Below are 18,551 nucleotides of genomic sequence, written 5' to 3' on the forward strand. Positions count from 1 at the left end.
TTCGGGCCATGGTAAACAAAGCGGTGGATGAGAGGGACGGCCAGAAGGTCGCGCGGCGGCTGCGCGAGGCCATCCTGCGTCTGGAGTTGCGGCCCGGGCTGGTACTGGACGAGGCCGATCTTGCCGAGCAGATGGAGGTGTCGCGCACCCCGGTCCGCGAGGCGATCATCCAGCTGATTTCCGACGGCCTGGTCCAGCGCCACGGCCGCAAGGCCATCGTCGCGACCATGGATTTCGACGAGGTGCCCAAGCTCTACGACGCGCTGCTGGTTTCCAGCCGGCTGATCCACCGGCTTGCCGCCGAGCATCGCAACGATGCCGATCTGGCCGCCATCCGCGAAGCCATGCTGGAATTCGAGCAGAGCACCGACGTCTCGAACGGGGTCGAGCGGTCCGAGGCAAACCTGCGCTTCCACCTCGCCATCTCGAGGGCGGCGCACAACCGGCATTTCGCGGCCTTCTACGACAGCGCGCTGCTCGGCACGATCCGGCTGGCCCGGGCGTGCTTTGCCCAGACCAGCACGGTCGAATACCTCGGCCCCACCACGCGCGAGGAACTGGCCGGCCATCTGGCCGAGACCGAGCGCCAGCACCGCGTGCTTTACGACGCGATCGCGGCGCAGGACGTGGAACTGGCCGACCAGCTGGCCGTGGACCATTACGTGCTGACCCGCAACCGGGTCGAGAAGGTGCTGTTCCGGGTCGATCCGGCGGTCGAGCACTTCGACCTCTCGGTCTCGGCGGGCTGAGGCGGAAGCGTCTGCGACGGCATTGCCATGGACAATCTCAAGAAGAACCTTCCGCCCCTGACAAGCCTCGTCGCCTTCGAGGCTGCGGCGCGACTGGGCAGCTTCTCGGAGGCCGCGCGCGAGCTCAACGTCTCGCGCGAGGCGGTCAGCCGCCAGATCCGCGCGCTGGAATCCCATCTGGGCATGTCGCTGTTCGAGCGCGCGGCGAACAGCACGGTCCTGCGGGAATGGAGCGCGAACTATTTCCGCACCGTCTCGGGCAGCCTCGAGAATATCGCGCTGGCCTCGCATGCGATCCGCGGCGACGAGGCCGAGGAAGCCGCCGCCGTGTCCGGAGAGGATGCCGAGGCCGAGCAGATCCTGATCGTCGACGACCTGCCCGCAAACATCCGGCGCCTGCATGACGTCCTGCGCGGCCAGTATGAGGTCATCGCCCATACCGACCCGCACGAGGCGCTGTCGTGGATCATGGCGGGCGGCAGCCCCGAGCTGATCATGCTCGACGTGCGCATGGCCGGGATGGACGGCTATGCGCTGTGCCGCCGCATCAAGGCGATCCCGCGCCTGGCGAATGTCCCGATCCTGTTCCTGACCAGCCTCGACACCACCGAGGACGAGACCGAGGGCTTTGCCGCCGGGGCCTGCGACTACATCGTCCGCCCCTTTGCTCCTCCGGTTCTGCTGGCGCGCATCCGGGTCCAGCTTGACCTGCGCAAGACCACCGCGGCGCTGGAGGACGTGATGCGTCGCCGGGCCGACCGGCTGGAGCGCGCCGAGGCGCGGCTTGCCACCATCCAGGGAATCCTGAACGATCAGGCGGACTGAGCCTGCCGCAGGATCCGGCCGGCGCCGCGGAAGTCCAGCCGCTCGCTCATCGCCTCGGCCTCGGTCCGCAACTCGTCCGGCAGGCGGGGCAGGACGGTCCGCAGCAAGTCAAAGCCGCGCATCTCGTTGGCGTCCAGCGCCGCGATGCATTCCCGCAGGGTCGCGTCATCCGGGCCGGCGGGTGATGGCGCTACGGGCACGGGCGCCAAGGCCAGAAGCCGGTCCATCGCGGCGTCGATCCGCGCCCGGTCGACGGGGCTTTCCTCGACCACGCGGGCCAGCTCGACCGCGCCCAGCTGCAAGGCGGCGCCCCGGATCATGTGCAGCGTATCGGTCAGCGTGGCATCCGACGCCAGCCGGGCGCGCCAATGGGCGATCTCGGCCGGCAGGTGCGACAGCCAGCCCCCGGCAAGCGTGTCGTCGCCGGCAGTGGCACGGGCCAGCATCTGCCGGTCGAGCGCGGGCATGGTTTTGTCGAGCGCCCGGCCCAAGATCTCGGCCAGCGCCGCGCCGGTGATCGGCTTGGCGAGGAAGTCGGCGAAACCCGCCTCGATGCAATTCCGCCGCGTAACCGCCGAGACATCCGCGCTCGAAGCGATCACCGGCAGTTCCACCCCCTTTTCGCGCAGGACGCGCAGCAAGGCGAAGCCGTCAACCTCGGGCATGTGCAGGTCGGTGATGACGACATCGGGCGTGCTGCGCTCCAGGATCGCCAGCCCCTCGCGCGCGCCCGAGGCGACGGCGACGCGGGCGCCGAGCTTGCGGAGCAGGGCGTCGATCACCTCGCGGTTGATGCGGCTGTCCTCGATCAGCAGGACGGACCTTTCGCGCAGGGCCAGCGCGTGACCGGATGCTTCACCGACCGCCGTATCGCGGGTGACATGCACGATGGCCTGCAAAAGCTCGCGGTGGGTCAGCACGGCAGGCAGGGCTTCGGCCCTCCCCGGCCCGGCTTGCAGTTCATATCCTGTCGCCGACTGCCGCAGCACGGGCGCACCGTCGCCTTGCGCCAGCGGCAGCCGGTCCAGCATCCGCGACAGCCGGTCCCGCGCCGGGCCGGCGGCGATATCGAGCAGCGGCCGCAGCCCTTGGGCGGACGCGGGCGGCGCAGCGGCGGCATGCAGCGGCAGGGCGAGGGTGAAGACGCTGCCCCGGCCCGGCCGGCTGCGCAGCCCCAGCGTGCCGCCCATGCCCGAAGCCATGTGCCGGGCGATGGACAGACCCAGCCCGGTGCCCGATACCTCGCGCGAGATGGTGTCGTCGGCCTGCGCGAAGGCCGAGAAGATGGTCTCGTGACTGTCGGGATCGATGCCGGCGCCGGTATCGGCCAGCAGGCATCGCAGGCGGCCGCCCCGGGCCGAGATGCGTAGCGCGATCCGGCCCCGTGGCGTGAACTTTACTGCGTTGCTGGCAAGGTTCAGCAGGATCTGTACCAGCTTCTGGCGGTCGCCGGTGACCATGTCCGGCACGCCCGGGGCGATCTCGCCGTCAAGGGTCACGGGCTTTCGGCCGATCAGGGCCCGGGTCTGGGCAATGATCTCGTCATAGACCGCGATGACGGCAAAGGGCCTTGTTTCGAAGGTCATCTGGCCGGCTTCCAGCTTTGACAGGTCCAGCACGCTGTCGATGCTGCCCAGAAGCTGGCGCGCGGCGCTTTGCATGTCGGCGACTTGCCGGCGCGCCGCGGTGGGCAGGCGCTCGGTCAGCAGCAGTTCCGACAGGCCGGTGATCGCGTTCAGCGGCGTGCGCAGCTCGTGGCTCATATTGGCGAGGAAGGCCGATTTCGCGCGCGAGGCCGCCAAGGCCTCGTTCCGGGCCACCAGCAGCTCGGCGGTGCGGGTGTCGACCTCGTCGCGCAGATGGTCGCGATAGCGTTCCATCTGGGCCACGGTGCGCGAGAAATCCTGCGCGAGGCCGCTGATCTCGTCATGCCGCCGGGCGATGCGGCGCCGGCTGCGCGGGTCCAGCACGAACCCCTCGTCATTGCGCAGGGCCTGGGCCGCGCGGCCCAAGGCGCCCAGGGGCGAGATGACCAGCTTCTGCACCAGCAGGAACAGCAGCCCCGCAAGCAACAGCGCCTGCAGAACCGAGGTCAGCACGATCCGCAGCGCCTGATGCGCGAAATCCTGGTAGAAGCTGACGAATGAGATGGTGACGTTCAGCGAGGCCATCGGCTCGCCCGTGCCGGGGATCTGCAGTCGGATCTGGCGATGGCGCGTCAGACGCTCGGGCGCGATGAGCCAGCGCATCGGGGCCGAAAGTGTCCCGCGCACCGCCCGCGTCGCGCCCAGGGGCGGGATCTGCGCGGCGGCCAGCTGCTCGCGCGTCAGCTTCATGTCGCGGATGTGTAGCGACTGGATCAGCGGATCGTCGACCAGTCGGTCGAGGATCGCGCGCGCGGTGGTCAAGTCGACGTCCCAATAGGCGCGCTCGAGTTGGGGCGCGGCGGAATAGAGCACGCTCTCGGCATTCCCCAGCGCCGCCTCGATGCCGCGCCGCAGGTCGAGGATCGCGCTGGCGCCGCCCAGGCCGATGCCCGAGACGACGCTGACCAAGGCCCCGGCCAGAACCACGCGGCGGGCGATGCCGCCCCTGACCGGCAGCCAGCGCGTCATGGCAGGTCCGCCAGCGACTGGCGCAGGATGGCGCTGATCTGGCCCTCGTTCGTCATGGCCGTCAGCGTGCGCTGCAGGAGCTGGGCCTTGCGCATGCTCTCGGGGTCGCGCGAAAAGCCGACGAAACGCGGCTGCACGGCAAGGGCGGTGGGCAGGATGCGCAACTTGTCCTCGGCCGCGAGCTGGCGAATGGCCCACCGAAGATTGGCCTCGCCGCCCAGGACCAGGTCGACGCGCTCCAGGAGCAGCTTGCGCAGGCTGGTCGCATCGTCGAACGAGCCCTCGTGGTGGATGAACGCGGCCGAGTCGAACGCGCGCGTATAGGTGAAGCCGCGGACGACGCCGACCGAGCGGCCACGCAGCGCATCGACGTTCGGGACATCGGCAATGTCGGAGTTGCCGCGCACGCAGAACACCAGCCGCGTCATGCGCAGCGGGCCGATCATGTGCCAGTCGCGGATGCGTTTCGGCGTCGCTGTCAGCTGGAACAGCGCATCGGCCTCGGCCATGTCGAGCGCCAGCAACGCACGCGGCCAGGGCAGGGGGATCATCTGCATGGTGATGTCCATCCGGCGGGCGGCGGCATTCAGGATGTCGACATCGGCCCCGATGAAGCGGCCCTGCCGCCGGTAGTTGTAGGGCGGGAATTCCTGCATGCCGACGACCCGCCAGGGCGCGGGGGCGCCGAACGCAAGCCGGGGCGCGGCGACGAGCCCCGCCGCGGACAGCAGGAACCGCCGCCGCGCATTGGGGTTCGCCCGATCTGCCGCGCCCGTCATCGTCCCCTCCTTGCCCCGGCCTGCTTCATGACACGGATCGCCCGCCCGCGGGGCGGCGAAATTATTGCCCCGGCAGGGCAATAATTTGGTCTCTCACGCTTGCGGGACCAGCCCGTTATCGATGTCCGAGTCAACGGGGAGTCACGCAAATGAAAAATATTCTCACGGCAATCCTGGCCTCGACGGTGGCGCTTGCGCCGATCGCGGCGGCTGCGGAAACCTGCTCGAACGAGGGGCTGAAGCGCATCCAGCAGCGCGGCACCCTGATCGCCGGCGTCAAGGCGGATTACAAGCCCTGGGGCTATCGCGACACAAACGGCAACATCGTCGGGCTGGAAATCGACATGGCGCAGATGGTGGCCGACACCCTGGGCGTCAAGCTGGAACTGGTGCCGGTGATCGCATCGAACCGGATGCAGTTCCTGCAGCAGGGCCAGACCGACATCATGGTCGCCACCATGACCGACACCGCCGACCGGCGCGAGATCGTGGGCATCAAGGGGCCGAACTATTACGCCTCGGGCACCGCCGCCCTGACCCCAAAGGCCGTGAAGATGACCGGCTGGGAAGACCTGCGCGACAAGCCGATCTGCGGCGTGCAGGGCTCGTTCTACCTGCAGAAGATCGAACAGCGTTACGGCGCCAAGGTCTCGGCCTTCGGCAACGCCGCCGAGGCCAAGCAGGCCCTGCGCGACAAGAAATGCGTGGCCTTCGTCTATGACGACACCACCATCGGCGCCGACCTGGCGGCCGGCGGCTGGGACGATTTCGAGATCTCGCTTCCGGTCGAGGATTTCGCCCCCTGGGGCCTGGCCGTGGCCAAGCCCGAGGAGAACTGCGCGCTTGGCCAGATCATGTCGGGCCTGCAATACAGCTGGCACCGCGACGGCACGCTGACCGAGCTGGAAAAGAAGTGGAACGTCAAGCCCAGCCCCTTCCTGGAGGAGATGCACCAGCGGATGGCCGACCCGTTGGCGCAATAGGGCCGGTCGCCGATGCTGACGGATATCCAGACCTATTTCCGCGACCTTGCCGCGACCTCGCCGCAATGGAACTTCATCTGGCTTTATGACGATGTGCAGATGGGCCGGGTGCTGACCGGGCTGTGGATGACGATCAAGCTCAGCGTCTTCTGCCTGATCTTTTCCGTCCTCATCGGCATTCTGGGCGCCTGGGCGCAGGGGGCGAGAAGTCGCCTTCTGCGCGGGTTGGTGGAGGGCTATGTGCAGTTCTTCCGCAATACGCCGCCGCTGCTGCAACTGCTGTTCTTCTATTTCGCCTTGGGCCAGTTCACCCCGAAATACAGCCCGGACGGCTGGCTCGAGGTGCCGATGATCTCGAACGTGGGCTGGGCGATCATCTCGCTTTCCTTCTTCGCCGGCGCCTTCAACATCGAGATCTTCCGCGCCGGCGTCGAATCCGTTCCGAACTCGACGCGCGAGGCGGCGGAATCGCTCGGCATGACGCGGTTGCAGACCTATACCAACGTGGTGTTTCCGCTGGCGCTGCGCATCTCCATGCCCGCGCTGTCGGCCAATCTGATCAACCTGGTCAAGACGACGAACCAGGCCTTCGCGATCGCCGTGCCCGAACTGCTCTATCAGTCGGTCTCGATCTGGAATGATTTCCCCTCTGCGCAGAAGCCGACGATGCTGATGCTGCTGGTCTGCTATCTGGGACTGGTCGGCGTGCTGTCGCTGGGCATGGGGCGTTGGGAACGCAAGCTGAGGATCCCTGGCTATGGCGCATAAATCCGGCGTGCCGATGGTGCCGGGCAATCTTCCCGTGCTCTTGCCCTTTGCCCCGCGCGGGCCGGCGCATGACGAATTCTTCCTGGTCCGCTGGCTGGGTGCCATTCCCCTGGCCTGGCTGACCGCGGCGGCGCTGCTGCTTCCGGCTGCGGTCATGGCGCAATCCGGGGGGGCGGCGGAAAGCCCGCTGGACAAGCTCTTGCGCTGGATCCCCTTCCTGTTCGTGCAGGGATTCCTGTTCAACGTCCTGATCTCGGTCTGCGCAATGGCGATCGGGACTCTGGCGGGCGCCTTTGCCGGGCTGGGGCTGATCAGCCGCAACCGCTTGGTCCGGATGGTGGTCCAGGGCTATGTCTCGTTCTTCCGCAATATCCCCTGGCTGGTCCTGCTCTTCATCGTGCTTCTGGCCGCGCCATTCCAGGTCACGGTCTTCGGGACGACCATTCCGCTGCCGAGCTGGATCAAGACGGTGATCGGCCTGGCCATCCCGGTTTCGGCCAATATCGCCGAGGTGGTGCGCGGCGCCGTGCAATCCGTGCCCACGGCGCAATGGGAGGCGGCGGAATCGCTGGGCTTCACCCGGCGCCAGACCATCTGGCAGATCATCCTGCCGCAATGCTTCAAGCGGATGCTGCCGCCCTGGATGAACTGGTATGCCATCCTGACCATGTCCACGCCGCTGTGTTCGCTGCTGGGGGTGGGAGAGATCATCAGCCTGACCCGTCAGGCCATGGAGGCCGAGGGCAACCGTCCCGAACTGCTGCTGCCCTTCTATGGCTTCGCCCTCGTTCTGTTTCTCGTCTACTGCTACCCGATCGCCCGCCTGACCATGTGGCTCGAGCGTCGGTTCGCGGTCAAAACCTGAAAGGTGTCCCATGACGCAATGGACTGCCGAGCAGCCGATCGTCAGCATCCGCGACGTTCACAAATCCTATGGCCAGGTCGAGGTCCTGCGCGGTATCAGCATGGACATCATGAAGGGCGAGGTGATCTGCATCATCGGCCCGTCCGGCTCGGGCAAATCGACGTTGATCCGCTGCATCAATGCGCTGAACGACATCCAGGCCGGCTCGATCCAGGTCGAGGGGCAAGAGGTGCATGACGCCAAGCTGGACAAGCTGGCGTTGCGCCGCAAGGTCGGCATGGTCTTCCAGCAATACAACCTGTTCCCGCATAAGACCGCGTTGCAGAACGTGATGATGGCCCCGATCAAGGTGCTGCGGGAAAATCCGGCCGAGGTCGAGGCGCGGGCCAGGGCGCTGCTGAAGAAGGTCCGGCTGGAGGGGAAAGAGAACCACTATCCCGGCGAGCTGTCCGGCGGCCAGCAGCAGCGCGTCGCCATTGCCCGTTCGCTGGCGATGCGGCCCGACGTCATGCTGTTCGACGAGGTGACGGCCGCACTCGACCCCGAGACGGTCAAGGAGGTGCTGGTGACGATCAAGGATCTTGCGGCCGATGGCATGACCTGCATCCTGGTCACGCATGAGATGGGCTTTGCCCGCGAGGTGGCAGACCACATCTACTTCACCGACCGCGGTGTGATCGTCGAACATGGCGCGCCAGCCGAGTTCTTCACCAATGCCCAGGATCCGAGGACGCGCGCCTTTCTGGATCAGGTTCTCTAGGCCGGAAGGCGGCGCTTGCCGCCCCGGAATGCTGTCAAAAAAGTCGGCGCCCTTGTGGCGCCGGCTTTTTCCGTTGTGGTGGACGCGGATCGTCAGGCCATCCTGATGCCGCTGCCGCCCAGGATGCGCCGGACCGAGCCGGCCGCCGAATGGGGCGTGTAGGACCCCGTGACCCCGCCCAGCGAACGCGAGGCGATCTCGAGGTTCCATTCCAGCCCCTCGCCGCGGATCTCGATGCGGTGCTCGTTCTCCTGCTGGCCGGGGACGGCGACGATGCGGCTGACGGTCCGGTCGAGCCCGATCCCGGCCAGCGCGATCGCGGCATGGACGTTGACGTTGCGAGGGAAGCGCTTGCAGGCCTCGCGCGCCGTGCCCTCGAAGACGAGCCCTTGGGCATCGAGGTCGAGGCCAAGGCTCTTGCCGCTTTTCGTCGTGGTGATGGTGACCGATTGCAGCAATTCGCGCCCGTCCTCCAGCCCGTCCAGTGCCATCACGGCGCCATGCGGCACGAAGAAACGCCGGCCGCTGGCGGCAGCGGCATCGCGGATCGCGCGCTCGACTGCCGCGTCGGCCAGGGCCGTGCCGCTGAAGGCGCAGAAATCCGAGTGCTCCAGCGCGCGGGGCGCCAGGCGCGCCACCAGTTCGGGCATGGCGGTTTCGATGATCAGGTCGACACCGCGGGCCAGCGCCTCGGCCTCGTCGCTGATGAAGGTTGCGGCCGGCAGGTCCAGCCAGTCGGCCCGCGCCGTCTCGCGCACCAGCACGAAGTCGATGGCCACGTCACCCCGCCGCTGAAGGTCGCGGATGATCGTCTTGCCGATCGTGCCCGCCCCGATGATACCAATGCGCATCGCGCCCTCCGCTTGGTTTGTCGCGTCGATCATCCGGCCAGCCGCGCCGTGCGGATGCCGGGAATCACGTCCTTGATGAAGTCCAGGGCATAGCCCGAGGAGGCAATGTCGAACAGCAGGTCCAACGCGCCGCCGTCCGCGCTGCGCAGGATCACCGCGTCCATGTGCATGACGCGGGTCTGCGCCACCGCAGCCGCGGGAAATGCGGCAGGGCGGGTGTCCAGTGCCGTCAGCAGGGGCAGCGCCTGCTCGGCGGCGGGTCCGGTCAGCCGGAACCAGGCCCAGGTTTCATCGCGATAGGCGTCGAAGCCCTTGGGCCCCGGGCTCTGCCACCAGGCATCGCGCAGCCGCCGGATCACGCCGGGGTCGCCATGCGGATCGGACAGGATGACCGCCTCCTCGGCGCCCAGCGGCACCAGGGTCAGGCCGGGCAGGTCGAGGGCCCTGTCGATGGGGCCGGGCAGTGGCAGTCCCTGTGCCGCCATCCAGTCCGCAGTTCCCGGACCGCGCAACCCCATGCGGGGCAGGGCGGACAGGTCGGTCAGCCAGGATTCGCCCGATGCGGGCAGCCGGTCCACGGCGGGCAGCCGTTGGGACAGCGGCCAGTGCCGGGTGGCGATGATTGCGGTGGTCATTCAGATCTCCTGCCGGGCATTGGTCGGGTCATAGAAGGGCAGGGCCACGACGGCGGCCGAGACCTCGGTGCCGGAAAAGCCCTTGATGCGGATTTGCGCGCCGGGCACCGCCTGTTCGGGCGGCGCATAGGCCAGCCCGATCCACTTGCCGACCGAGGGCGAATGGCCGAACGAGGTGACATGCCCGACGGGCTGGCCATCGCGCAGCACCAATGCGGATTCGCCGACCTCGGCGGCATTGCCGCCTTCCAGCACGAAGCCGCAAAGCTGCCGCGTCTCGCCCAGGGCGCGGCGCGCCTCGACCGCGGCCTTGCCGGTGTAGAACGGCTTCTTGCGCGACAGCGCCCAGCCCATGCCCAGTTGATCCGGCGTCGATAGTGCGTCCGTGTCCTGGCCGATGATGATATGGCCCTTTTCCAGGCGCAGGATCCGCGATGCCTCAAGGCCATAGGGCCGCAGCCCCAAGCCGGCACCCGCGGCGGCCAGCGCCTGCCACATGCCGACGGCATGGGATTGCGGCAGGTGGATCTCATAGCTCAGCTCGCCCGTGAAGCCGATGCGCATGACGCGAACCGGGCTGCCTGCCAGCATCCCCTCGCGCCCGTCGAGGAAGCCGAAGGCATCGCGCGAGAAGTCGATGTCGCTGGCCAGTCCCTGCAAGACCGCGCGCGCCTTCGGTCCGGTCAGGTTGATCGCGGCGAAGGCTGCGGTGACGTTCTGGATGTCGACCTGCATGCCCCAGATCGCCTTTTGCAGCGTCATCTCGGCAAAAAGGCGATCGACCGCGCCGGTGGTGGCGGTGACGTAGAAGTGCTGCTCGGACATCCGGAAGGCCACGCCGTCGTCCAGGATCGAGCCCATCTCGTTCAGGGCCAGGCAATAGCGCACCCGCCCGACCGGCTGGCCGGCATGGGCCATGGTATAGATGCGGTCGAGGAAGGCGGCCGCGTCGCGGCCCCGAAGCTCGAGCTTGCCCAGCGTCGAGACGTCGAGCATGCCCACGTCCTCGCGCACCGCGCGGATCTCGCGCAGGATCGCCTCGGCGGGCGGCTCGCTGCCCGGATAGACGAAGGGCCGCCACCAGGCGCCGACCGGCATCATCCTGGCGCCCGCCTGCACGTGGCAGGGGTGCAGCGCGGTGTGGCGATAGCGTTCCGGCGTCGTATCGGCCAGCAGGCCCAGCTTTTCCGGGCCGAAGGGCGGGCGCGAGGTGGTGATGCCGACCTCGGCCAGGCTGCGGGCGGTCTTGCGCGCCACGATCCGCGCCGTCGGCAGCGCCGCGTGCCGCCCCTGCGAAGGCCCCATGCCGACGGTCGAATAGCGCTTGACCAGTTCAAGCTCGCGATAGCCGTCGGCGACGGCGTTCTCGATGTCCTTGACCTGCAGGTCCTCGTCGAAATCCACGAAATCTCGGCCCTTGGGATGCGGCTCGACCGGCGCGCTGCGGCGCCATGCGCATGCGGCGGGCACGGCGCCTTCGGGGGCGGAGGCCAGGCCAAGCGCGGCTGCCGCGCGAAGCCCTGCCGCCTCGCCGCTGGCGATGACGCCGTCCAGATCGGACAGCCCGGCCGCCGCGCCGGCCAGATGCAGATGCGCCGGCACGTCGGTGATCGAGAATCGGGTTCCGGTGTCGTCCGAGGCAAGGCGTGCCCCCGCATGAAGCGCAAGCTGGTAGCCCGGCGTATAGCCCCCCGCCACGACCAGCAGGTCGCAATCGAGCCGCTTGCGCGTGCCGGCGGCGTCCTGGACCTCGACCGATTGCAGGTGCAGCCCGCCGGGACCCGCCTTGGCCTCGGTCAGGGTGCAGCCGCGCATGATCGGCAGGCCGCGGCGTGCCAGTTCCTCGGACAGGCCGTCGCGGTCCTCGGCCTCGGGGTCGACGATGGCGGCGATCCTGACGCCGGCATCGTCGAGGTCCAGCGCGGCGAGATAGCCGTCGCGGTCGCCCGCATAGACGACGGCCCGCTGACCCGGCCGCACCGCGTAATGCCGCATCAGGCGCTGCGCGGCCGAAGACAGCATGATCCCCGGCAGATCGTTGTTGCGAAACACCAGCGGCTGCTCATGCGCGCCGGTGGCCAGCACCAGTTCGGTCGCCCGGATGCGCACCAGCCGGTTGCCGCTGATCACCGGCAGCCAGTTGTTGGCAAAGCGGCCGTTGCAGGTCGCGCCGGTCATCACCGAAAGGCCCGGCAGGGCAAGGGCCCTGTCCCGCAGCGCGGACAGGTGCCGGGTGCCCAGGCCCGCGTCCGTTGCGAAGCGGGCATAGGTCAGGGCCCCACCCAGCTCCGGCTCCTTTTCGACCAGGATCACCCCGGCGCCGGCCTCGGCCGCGCGGACCGCGGCGGCGAGCCCTGCGGGACCGCCGCCCACGACCAGCACGTCGCAATGCCGGGTTTCCTTGACATAGCGCCTGGGCGCGGCATCGGTGCTGACCGTGCCAAGCCCGGCAGAGGCGCGGATCATCGGCTCCCACAGCTTCAGCCAGCTCGACCGGCGGGGTCCGAAGAAGGTGCGGTAATAGAAGCCCACCGGCAGGAAGCGGCCAAAGCGTTCGATGATCTGTCCACGGTCGCGGCGCAGGCTGCCCTTGACATTTTGCGGCGTCACGGCGATGCCGTCGGACGCCAGCCGCAGGTCGGCGCGGACATTCGGCTCCTCTCCGATCTGGACCAGGGTGTTCGCATCCTGCCCGCACATGGTCAGGATGCCGCGCGGCCGGTGATACTTGAACGAGCGCGACAGCACCCATTCGCCATTCGCAGCCAGCGCGCTGGCGATCGTGTCGCCCGGATGGCCGGCGACGCGACGCCCCTCGAAGGTGAAGGCCAAGCCGCGGCTACGGTCGATGCGGCTGCCCCAGCCGCTGCCAAGTCTGTTCGTCATGCGACGCTCGCGATGTTGTCGGCGGCCGGTTTCAGATAGGTCCGCAGGATTTCGTCGGTGATCAGGTTGCGCTCGGCGATGAACACCGTGTTCGACGGCGTGTGCCGCCACCATTCGCGCAGCACCCCCATCGGGTTCGGCGCAAAGAACAGATGCTGGACCAGCGCGGCGGCCGTCAGTTCGGCACCGTCATGCACCGGCCCGAGCCACTGGAATTCCGAGATGTTGCGGGGCCCGTTCAGCGGGCAGGACATGATCTTCATGGTTTCACCTAATGCCCGGCGGCGGTCGCGCCCATTTCGTTCAGAAGCTCGAAACGCGAGAACCGTTCGAGCGAGAAGGGGACAAGGATGTCCGGCACGCGGCCGGTGGCGATGGTCTCGGCCATGCGCTTGCCTGCCACACCGGTTGCCTTGAACCCCCAGGTTCCCCAACCCGCGTCCAGCCAGTAGTTCTGCAGCGGCGAGGCGCCCATGATCGGGCTGAAATCGGGGGTGATGTCGGTGATGCCAGCCCATTGCCGCAGGATCTTGATATTGTGCAGAAACGGCATCAGCTGCAGCGCTCCGGTGGCGAGCGATTCCTTCTGCGGCAGGCTCGAACGGGTCGAAGCCAGCTGATAGGGATCGGTGCCGCCGCCGATGACGATCTCGCCACGCGAGGATTGCACCAGGTAGGTGTGCAGGTTCGACGACGACAGCAGGATGTCCAGAAATGGCTTCAGCGGCTGCGTCACCATGGCCTGCAGCGGAAAGCAACGGATCGGCAACGGAATCCCCGCCATCTCAGCGATGCGGCCGTTCATGCCGCCGGCGGCCTGCAGCACCTGACCGGCGGTGATGGTGCCGCGATTGGTCCTGACCTCGGTGATGCGGCCGTTGGCGATACCGAAACCCTCGACCTCGGTGCGCTGGTGGATCTCGACGCCCTTCTCGGCCGCGCGCTTGGCATAGCCCCAAGCAACGGCGTCATGCCGCGCGGTGCCGCCGTCGGCGTGCCAGAGCCCGCCTAGAACCTCGTGCTGGCCGCCAAAATCCATGTTCACATGGGGGCAAAGCTCCTGCACCGTCTTGGCGTCGACCAATTCGGTCCGGATGCCGACATGATTGCCCGTCTCGGCCCGCAGCCGGAAGCTGCGCATCGCCGCGTCGGAATGGGCCAGCGTCAGCTGCCCACGCTGCGAGAACATGACGTTGAAACCCAGTTCCTCGGACATGGCTTCGAACAGCGAAACCCCCTCGCGGTAGAATGCGATCGAGGGCGGCGTCAGGTAATTCGACCTGACGGTGGTGGTGTTGCGCGCCGTGTTCCCGCCGGCGAGATAGCCCTTTTCCAGGACGGCGACATTCTTGACGCCGTGATGGTTCGACAGGTAATAGGCCGCGGCAAGTCCATGCCCGCCGCCGCCGATGATCACCACGTCATAATGCTTGCGCAGGTCGGGCGTGGGCGGGATGTCGCGGAACGGGCGATGGCCGCGCCTCAGGCCATATTTCAGAAGTTCTATCGGCATTGGATCATCCTGATTTCTTGCCCGCAACCTCGGCTGACAGGGGGCATCACGCAAGAAAGCGAACTTTACCCTCAGACCTCGTTTTGCTAATAGGATCAGAAAGAATTGGTTGCCCTCATGCGCGCCTTGCCGCATCTGACCTATCTGCAGGCCTTCGACGCCGCCGCCCGCCATCTCAGCTTCAGCAAGGCGGCCGAGGAACTGAACTGCACGCAGTCGGCGATCAGCCAGCGCATCCGGGCGCTTGAGCAATATCTGGGCCGGCCGCTGTTCCACCGCCTGCGCAACGGGCTGGAACTCAGCGAAGTCGGCCAGGCCTATCGCCCCGGGGTGGCCGAGGCGCTGGACGTGCTGGAGGCCGCGACGCAGGGGCTTGTCGGCGCGCGCGCGCGTCGGACCGTGACGGTCTCGGCGCCGATCTCCTTCGCTTCGATCTGGCTCTCGGCCGAGATGCACCGCTTCCACGCCCTGAATCCGGATATCGAGGTGCGGGTCAACAGCACGATCTGGACCGATCCCAATGTCGAACTGGCCGATCTCAGCATCGCCGTGGTGGACGAGGTCCAGTTGCGGCCCGAACTGACCCCCCTGCGGCGCGAGCGCATGGTGCTGGTCGCGCCGGCGGGAGAGCCGGGACCGGCCCAGGGCCAGCCGCTTGCGGAATGGATCAATGCGCGCCGCATGATCTATGTCCAGGGCAAGCACCAGCTTTGGGAACGCTGGGCGGATGCCAGCGGGACGGTGCTTGCGCCGCGGGTCGCACCGGTCAAGGTCGACAATGCGGCGACGGCGCTCGAAATGGTAGTAGGCTCCGGCGGCATCAGCGTCGTCTTCGGAACGCATTGCGATCCCTATCTCGCCGCCGGTCGGCTCAGCGCGCCGGCCGGGGCGGGACTCCCGACCTCGCTGGTGCATACCGTGGCGCTGACGCGGCCCAGCCCCTCGCCCTCCGTGCGCAAGTTTCACGCCTGGCTGGTCGCGGCGTTCGGCGCCGCCAGCGTCCCGGACTGAAACGCCACCGCGCTGGGTCATCGCCCTGCGTGATCCTGGCCGTTGCCGGCCTCCGGCGGGGGTATTTTTGCAACGGAGAAGACATGCGCTGGGCAAGGGCGGCTCGATGGCCGCCCTGCGTGGGCTTTTCACCCCATGCGCTCGGAGGCATAGGACCCCGGGGAGGGCGGGAAGACGACGGTCTTGTTGCCGTTGAGGAAGACGCGGCGGTGGATATGGGCGTGGATGGCGCGGGCCAGGACCTGGCTTTCGACGTCGCGGCCCAGCGAGACATAGTCGTCGGGCGACTGGGCATGGGTGACGCGGATGATGTCCTGCTCGATGATCGGGCCCTCGTCGAGATCCGCGGTCACGTAATGCGAGGTGGCGCCGATCAGCTTCACGCCGCGCTCGAAGGCCTGCTTGTAGGGATTGGCGCCCTTGAAGCTGGGCAGGAACGAGTGGTGGATGTTGATGATCCGCCCCGACATCGCCTTGCACATCTCGTCCGACAGGACCTGCATGTAGCGCGCCAGCACGATCAGCTCGGCGCCGGAATCGCGCACGATGCGCATCTGCTCGGCCTCGGCCTGCGGCTTGTTCTCCTTGGTGACCTTGATGCAGTGGAAGGGGATGTCGTGGTTCACCACCACCTTCTGATAGTCCATGTGGTTCGAGATCACCGCCACGATCTCGATCGGCAAGGCGCCGATGCGCCAGCGATACAGAAGGTCGTTCAGGCAATGGCCGAAGCGGCTGACCATGATCACGACCTTCATCTTCTCGGCCTCGTCATGGAAGGCCGAGACCATGCCGAAGGCCTTGGCGGTCTCGGCGAAATCGGCGCGCAGCTCCTCGAGGCCGACGCCCTCCTCGGACAGGAAGCTGACGCGCATGAAGAACTTGTCGTTCTCCATGTCGTCGAACTGGCTCGAGTCGGTGATGTTGCAGCCCTTCTCGGCAAGATAGCCCGAGATGGCGGCAACGATGCCCCGCGTCGTCGGGCAGGCTACGGTCAGGCAGTATTTGGTCATCGTGCTCTCCACTGTGCCCGGGCGGGGCCCGGCTTCTTTCTTGTGCAAATATCCCGGGGGAACGCGCCCGTGGCCCCACCCTGGGGCCGCGGGCGGGTGGGGGCAGAGCCCCCGGCCCCCGGCAATCTCAGCCGACCAGCTCGGGGTCGGGCAGCCCGTTCGCCCGGCAGCAGGCGGTCAGCGTATTGGCCAAGAGGCAGGCGATGGTCATCGGCCCGACGCCGCCCGGCACCGGGGTGATGGCGCCGGCGACCCGGGCCGCGCTGTCGAAGTCCACGTCGCCGACCAGCCGGGTGCGGCCGTCCTCCTCGATGCGGTTGATGCCGACGTCGATCACCGTGGCGCCGGGCTTGACCCAGTCGCCGGGGATCATCCGCGGCCGGCCGACGGCGGCGACCAGGATGTCGGCGCTGCGGCAGACCTCGGCCAGGTTCTTCGTGCGGCTATGCGCGATGGTGACGGTGCAGCTCTCGCCCAGCAAGAGCTGCGCCATCGGCTTGCCGACGATGTTCGAGCGCCCGACCACGACCGCGTTCAGCCCCGAGAGATCGCCCAGCCGGTCGCGCAGCATCAAGAGGCAGCCCAGGGGCGTGCAGGGCACCATGCTCTTCTGCCCGGTGCCCAGAAGGCCCACGTTCAGGATGTGGAAGCCGTCGACGTCCTTTGCCGGATCGATGGCGTTGATCACCGCCTCGGCATCCATATGCGCGGGCAGCGGCAGCTGCACCAGGATGCCATGCACCGCCGGGTCGGCGTTCAGTTTCCCGACCAGCGCCAGCAGCTCCGCCTGCCCGGTCTCGGCCGGCAGCTTGTGCTCCCAGGAGGCCATGCCGGCCTCGCGGGTCTGGATGCCCTTGTTCCGGACATAGACCTCCGAGGCCGGATCCTCGCCCACCAGCACCACCGCCAGCCCCGGCACGATCCCCCGCGCCGCAAGACCCGCAACCCCCGAGGCAACCCGACCGCGAACACCAGAAGAAAAAGACTTGCCGTCAATAAGTGTCGACGTCATCCGACGGGCTATGCCCGGTATCGCTCGACCAGCGCTGCCAGCCGCTGCACTGCCGCGACCGCGGCCACGTGGTCCTGCGAGAAGTTCAGCCTGACGCTTCCAGCGGTATGCGGGCTGAACTCGGTTCCAGGGGTAACGATGACCCCGGCCTGCAAGCGCAGCGCCTTGACGAAACGGTCTGGCGTGATGCTGAGCTGCGGCAGCCGTGGGAAAAGGTAGCTGCCGGCCTGCGGCAGGCGCGCGCTGCAGCCCTTGATTTGGCGAAACAGTCCGACCAGGTCATCGCGGATCGCCTGATGCGCTTTGATCCGGTCCTCCATCCAGCCCGTGGGTTCGTCGAACCAGCTCCGCAGCACCGCCTGCGAATAGCCGGCCGCCCGCAGCGAGACGATGGCTTGCAGCCTTTCCATCCGCGCGATGATGGCAGTCGAGCCGAAGGCGACGCCCAGCCGATAGCCGCTGAGCGATTCCGTCTTGGATGGCCCCATGATGGTGACCACGTTCTCGGCATCGACCGCGGCCGCGCGCAGGTGGCTATAAGAGACGCCCGCATAGGTCAGCCGCGAATAAAGCTGGTCGACGATCACCGTGGCGCCGTATTTCCCGGCCAGGGCGGCGATCTGTGCAATCTCGGCAGCGGAATAAACGACGCCGGCCGGGTTGTTCGGGTTCGAGAACAGGAAAACCCGTGCGCCGGCCAGAAACGCATCCTCGAGTTGGTCCAGGTCGAGGCCGGCGCGGCTTTCATCCGCATCCTCGTAGGAAAGCCGGACCGGCAGCAACTCTCCCTCGAAGAATTCGACCAGCTTGCGATTCGCGAAATAGTCCGGCTGGACAATGGCGACCTTGTCGCCGCGCGAGACCGTCGCCGCCACGGCAAGGAACAGCGCCCCCTGCGTGCCGGGCGTGATGATCAACCCGTTCTCGGCATCGACCGGGCTGCCGGTGAAGGCGGCCAGGCGCGGAGCCAGCAGCGCGCGAATGTCCATGCTGCCGCGATATTCCGTATAGGCCTGGCGTCCGCCCTGGGCCACGCCGTCCGAAAACAGCCCGAACGCCCCCGGCGTCGGCTCATGCGCATCGACATCGCCATGCGAGAAATCGACCGGATGCCCCTTGAGGGCCTCGCCGAGCAGGAAGTCCGCCTCGGCCGATTGGCGCACCTCCTGTCCCGGGGCGTTATCCGTGCCAAGCCTGCTGAATTTTTCCGCGATACTCATCGGCCAATCCTTTCATGTCGATTCCGCACAAGCCTAGCAAGCGAGAACACAAAGGCAAAAACGGCT

General features: G+C 67.5%; 17 protein-coding genes. 7 read left to right on the forward strand and 10 right to left on the reverse strand.

Going from position 1 to position 18,551, the window contains the following annotated elements:
- The first annotated feature begins 8 nt into the window (after window positions 1-8).
- Window positions 9-749 (forward strand): GntR family transcriptional regulator, encoded by a 741-nt coding sequence (locus ASV56_RS15590; protein ID WP_172823782.1) that lies wholly within the window; start codon window positions 9-11, stop codon window positions 747-749.
- Between the two features lie 27 nt (window positions 750-776).
- Window positions 777-1,574, forward strand: a complete 798-nt coding sequence (locus ASV56_RS15595; RefSeq protein ID WP_062562916.1) for a response regulator — start codon at window positions 777-779, stop codon at window positions 1,572-1,574.
- Here ASV56_RS15595 and ASV56_RS15600 read toward each other — a convergent pair.
- Together ASV56_RS15600 and ASV56_RS15605 are read right to left on the reverse strand one after the other, a co-directional pair.
- Window positions 1,562-4,189, reverse strand: coding sequence for an ATP-binding protein (locus ASV56_RS15600; protein ID WP_062562917.1), 2,628 nt, complete (start codon window positions 4,187-4,189; stop codon window positions 1,562-1,564). The genes ASV56_RS15595 and ASV56_RS15600 overlap by 13 nt on opposite strands.
- A complete protein-coding gene (locus ASV56_RS15605; protein WP_062562918.1) occupies window positions 4,186-4,968 on the reverse strand; it encodes a substrate-binding periplasmic protein in 783 nt (260 codons plus the stop codon). Before ASV56_RS15605 ends, ASV56_RS15600 begins: the two co-directional genes overlap by 4 nt.
- A 149-nt stretch (window positions 4,969-5,117) precedes the next feature.
- On the opposite strand from ASV56_RS15605, the gene ASV56_RS15610 reads away from it, so the two are divergent.
- Genes ASV56_RS15610 through ASV56_RS15625 form a run of 4 tightly spaced genes read left to right on the forward strand, consistent with a single transcriptional unit; the run spans window position 5,118 to window position 8,344 of the window.
- Window positions 5,118-5,951, forward strand: a complete 834-nt coding sequence (locus ASV56_RS15610) for a transporter substrate-binding domain-containing protein (protein WP_062562919.1) — start codon at window positions 5,118-5,120, stop codon at window positions 5,949-5,951.
- Between the two features lie 12 nt (window positions 5,952-5,963).
- Entirely contained in the window at window positions 5,964-6,719 is a 756-nt protein-coding gene (locus ASV56_RS15615; protein ID WP_062562920.1) for an amino acid ABC transporter permease, read from the forward strand.
- A complete protein-coding gene (locus tag ASV56_RS15620; protein ID WP_062562921.1) occupies window positions 6,709-7,584 on the forward strand; it encodes an amino acid ABC transporter permease in 876 nt (291 codons plus the stop codon). The genes ASV56_RS15615 and ASV56_RS15620 overlap by 11 nt, the downstream gene beginning before the upstream one ends.
- Before the next feature lie 10 nt (window positions 7,585-7,594).
- Window positions 7,595-8,344: an amino acid ABC transporter ATP-binding protein gene (locus tag ASV56_RS15625; protein WP_019352296.1), complete on the forward strand. Its 750-nt coding sequence runs from the start codon at window positions 7,595-7,597 to the stop codon at window positions 8,342-8,344.
- Window positions 8,345-8,436: 92 nt separating this feature from the next.
- Here the strand turns inward: ASV56_RS15625 and ASV56_RS15630 are convergent, their stop codons facing one another.
- The 5 genes from ASV56_RS15630 to ASV56_RS15650 are packed head-to-tail and all read right to left on the reverse strand — an operon-like array spanning window position 8,437 to window position 14,229.
- A complete protein-coding gene (locus tag ASV56_RS15630) occupies window positions 8,437-9,195 on the reverse strand; it encodes an aspartate dehydrogenase domain-containing protein (protein WP_172823783.1) in 759 nt (252 codons plus the stop codon).
- Window positions 9,196-9,224: 29 nt separating this feature from the next.
- Window positions 9,225-9,830 carry a hypothetical protein gene (locus ASV56_RS15635; protein ID WP_062562923.1) on the reverse strand — a complete coding sequence of 202 codons (606 nt, stop codon included), beginning with the start codon at window positions 9,828-9,830 and terminating at the stop codon, window positions 9,225-9,227.
- Window positions 9,831-12,716 (reverse strand): 2Fe-2S iron-sulfur cluster-binding protein, encoded by a 2,886-nt coding sequence (locus tag ASV56_RS24825; protein ID WP_062562924.1) that lies wholly within the window; start codon window positions 12,714-12,716, stop codon window positions 9,831-9,833.
- Complete coding sequence (locus ASV56_RS15645) at window positions 12,713-12,979, reverse strand: sarcosine oxidase subunit delta (RefSeq protein ID WP_062562925.1); 267 nt, start codon at window positions 12,977-12,979, stop codon at window positions 12,713-12,715. The genes ASV56_RS24825 and ASV56_RS15645 overlap by 4 nt, the downstream gene beginning before the upstream one ends.
- Window positions 12,980-12,987: 8 nt before the next feature.
- Window positions 12,988-14,229 (reverse strand): FAD-dependent oxidoreductase, encoded by a 1,242-nt coding sequence (locus ASV56_RS15650; protein WP_062562926.1) that lies wholly within the window; start codon window positions 14,227-14,229, stop codon window positions 12,988-12,990.
- A 117-nt stretch (window positions 14,230-14,346) separates the two neighbouring features.
- Here ASV56_RS15650 and ASV56_RS15655 point away from each other — a divergent pair, with 117 nt between their 5' ends.
- Entirely contained in the window at window positions 14,347-15,240 is an 894-nt protein-coding gene (locus tag ASV56_RS15655) for a LysR family transcriptional regulator (protein WP_062562927.1), read from the forward strand.
- 128 nt (window positions 15,241-15,368) lie between these two features.
- Here the strand turns inward: ASV56_RS15655 and purU are convergent, their stop codons facing one another.
- The 3 genes from purU to ASV56_RS15670 all read right to left on the reverse strand — a co-directional run bounded on the left by purU (window position 15,369) and on the right by ASV56_RS15670 (window position 18,485).
- Window positions 15,369-16,253 (reverse strand): formyltetrahydrofolate deformylase, encoded by an 885-nt coding sequence (purU, locus tag ASV56_RS15660; protein WP_018001668.1) that lies wholly within the window; start codon window positions 16,251-16,253, stop codon window positions 15,369-15,371.
- A 127-nt stretch (window positions 16,254-16,380) separates the two neighbouring features.
- Entirely contained in the window at window positions 16,381-17,265 is an 885-nt protein-coding gene (gene folD / locus ASV56_RS15665) for a bifunctional methylenetetrahydrofolate dehydrogenase/methenyltetrahydrofolate cyclohydrolase FolD (RefSeq protein ID WP_062562928.1), read from the reverse strand.
- An 8-nt stretch (window positions 17,266-17,273) separates the two neighbouring features.
- Entirely contained in the window at window positions 17,274-18,485 is a 1,212-nt protein-coding gene (locus ASV56_RS15670; RefSeq protein ID WP_062562929.1) for a pyridoxal phosphate-dependent aminotransferase, read from the reverse strand.
- Window positions 18,486-18,551: the final 66 nt, after the last annotated feature.

The sequence above is a fragment of the Paracoccus aminovorans genome (assembly GCF_001546115.1).
Classification (GTDB): Bacteria; Pseudomonadota; Alphaproteobacteria; order Rhodobacterales; family Rhodobacteraceae; genus Paracoccus; species Paracoccus aminovorans_B.

Coding starts and splice junctions, on each gene's coding strand:
- ASV56_RS15590 (WP_172823782.1), top strand. CDS start 9: ATGGTAAACAAAGCGGTGGATGAGAGGGACGGCCAGAAGGTCGCGCGG.
- ASV56_RS15595 (WP_062562916.1), top strand. CDS start 777: ATGGACAATCTCAAGAAGAACCTTCCGCCCCTGACAAGCCTCGTCGCC.
- ASV56_RS15600 (WP_062562917.1), bottom strand. CDS start 4,189: ATGACGCGCTGGCTGCCGGTCAGGGGCGGCATCGCCCGCCGCGTGGTT.
- ASV56_RS15605 (WP_062562918.1), bottom strand. CDS start 4,968: ATGACGGGCGCGGCAGATCGGGCGAACCCCAATGCGCGGCGGCGGTTC.
- ASV56_RS15610 (WP_062562919.1), top strand. CDS start 5,118: ATGAAAAATATTCTCACGGCAATCCTGGCCTCGACGGTGGCGCTTGCG.
- ASV56_RS15615 (WP_062562920.1), top strand. CDS start 5,964: ATGCTGACGGATATCCAGACCTATTTCCGCGACCTTGCCGCGACCTCG.
- ASV56_RS15620 (WP_062562921.1), top strand. CDS start 6,709: ATGGCGCATAAATCCGGCGTGCCGATGGTGCCGGGCAATCTTCCCGTG.
- ASV56_RS15625 (WP_019352296.1), top strand. CDS start 7,595: ATGACGCAATGGACTGCCGAGCAGCCGATCGTCAGCATCCGCGACGTT.
- ASV56_RS15630 (WP_172823783.1), bottom strand. CDS start 9,195: ATGCGCATTGGTATCATCGGGGCGGGCACGATCGGCAAGACGATCATC.
- ASV56_RS15635 (WP_062562923.1), bottom strand. CDS start 9,830: ATGACCACCGCAATCATCGCCACCCGGCACTGGCCGCTGTCCCAACGG.
- ASV56_RS24825 (WP_062562924.1), bottom strand. CDS start 12,716: ATGACGAACAGACTTGGCAGCGGCTGGGGCAGCCGCATCGACCGTAGC.
- ASV56_RS15645 (WP_062562925.1), bottom strand. CDS start 12,979: ATGAAGATCATGTCCTGCCCGCTGAACGGGCCCCGCAACATCTCGGAA.
- ASV56_RS15650 (WP_062562926.1), bottom strand. CDS start 14,229: ATGCCGATAGAACTTCTGAAATATGGCCTGAGGCGCGGCCATCGCCCG.
- ASV56_RS15655 (WP_062562927.1), top strand. CDS start 14,347: ATGCGCGCCTTGCCGCATCTGACCTATCTGCAGGCCTTCGACGCCGCC.
- purU (WP_018001668.1), bottom strand. CDS start 16,253: ATGACCAAATACTGCCTGACCGTAGCCTGCCCGACGACGCGGGGCATC.
- folD (WP_062562928.1), bottom strand. CDS start 17,265: ATGACGTCGACACTTATTGACGGCAAGTCTTTTTCTTCTGGTGTTCGC.
- ASV56_RS15670 (WP_062562929.1), bottom strand. CDS start 18,485: ATGAGTATCGCGGAAAAATTCAGCAGGCTTGGCACGGATAACGCCCCG.